This is a genomic window from Pandoraea sp. B-6, assembly GCF_000282835.1.
Taxonomy (GTDB): Bacteria; Pseudomonadota; Gammaproteobacteria; order Burkholderiales; family Burkholderiaceae; genus Pandoraea; species Pandoraea cepalis.
Genome location: NZ_KB290511.1, coordinates 1 through 1,317, shown reverse-complemented (window position 1 = coordinate 1,317; position 1,317 = coordinate 1). Strand labels below are relative to the sequence as shown.

1 protein-coding gene is annotated in these 1,317 nt (G+C 69.1%); it reads left to right on the top strand.

Going from position 1 to position 1,317, the window contains the following annotated elements; genetic code table 11:
- The coding region (locus A985_RS24900; protein ID WP_232424578.1) for an efflux transporter outer membrane subunit at positions 1 to 1,317 on the top strand (1,317 nt) is incomplete at both ends.

Here is a 1,317-nt window from a genome sequence, read left to right as displayed (position 1 = left end):
GGCGGCCGCGCGGCCGGCGTCCGGGCTCGACTGGCGCGAGTATTTCGCCGATCCCCGGCTGCGCGTGCTCATCGAAACCGCCCTGGCCAACAATCGCGATCTGCGCGTCGCGCTCGCCCGGGTCGAACAAGCGCGAGCGGTGTACGGGATTCAACGCGCCGATCAACTGCCGTCGCTCGGCGTGGGCGGCAACCAGACACGTCAACGTCTGCCCGGCGATCTCAGTCTCACCGGCAACCCCTATATCAGCAGCCAATATCAGGTCGGCCTCGGCCTGTCGACGTGGGAGCTGGACTTCTGGGGGCGGATCCGCAATCTGAAGGATGCCGCGCTCGACGACTACCTGGCGTCCGACGCGGCTCGACGCGCGCTGGCGCTCAGCCTGATCTCGCAGGTCGCGCAAACGTGGCTGAGCCTGCGCGAATTCGACGAGCGCATCGCCTTGGCGCAGCAGACGGTCGACAGCCGTGCCGAGTCGCTGCGCATCTTCACGCGCCGCGAACAGGTCGGTGCGACCTCGAAGCTCGATCTCACCGAAGTCACGACCCTCTGGCAGCAGGCCCGCGCGCTCGTCGCCCAACTTCAGCTGCAGCGGGCCGCACAGGCGCACGCGCTGCAGGTGCTCGTGGGCGTGCCGATCGACACGTCAGCGCCGGCCATCGACACCACGCTCGACGATGCCCGTCTGATGCGCGAACTCGACCCCGGCCTGCCGTCATCGTTGTTGGAGGACCGGCCCGACATCATCGCGGCCGAATATCAGTTGCGCGCGGCACACGCCAACATCGGCGCGGCGCGCGCGGCCTTCTTCCCGCAGATCACGCTCACCGGCTCGGTGGGCACGGCGAGCAGCGCGCTCGATGGCCTGTTCAAGGCCGGCAGCGCCGCATGGACGTTCACGCCCAGCCTCAGTCTGCCGATCTTCCAGGGCGGACGCCTCGTCAACAATCTCGATCTCGCCGAAGCGCGGCGCGTGGAGTCGGTCGCGAATTACGAGAAGACGATCCAGGGCGCATTTCGCGATGTCGCCGACGCCCTGAGTGCGCGCCGCTGGTTGGCCGATCAGGTCACGATCCTGCAAGCCACGCAGGACGCCCAGGCCGAGCGCGCACGGCTCGCCAAGCTGCGCTACGACCACGGTGCGGCCGCGTTTCTCGAAGTGCTCGACGCCCAACGCGACCTCCTCGCCATCGAGCAACAGACCGTGCAGACACGCCGCGCGCTGCTCTCCGCACGGGTGTCGCTCTATACGGCGCTCGGGGGCGGCAGCCGGCGCATGCCCGCCGCGGATGCGCCGGGCGGACCGTTCGCTCGCAC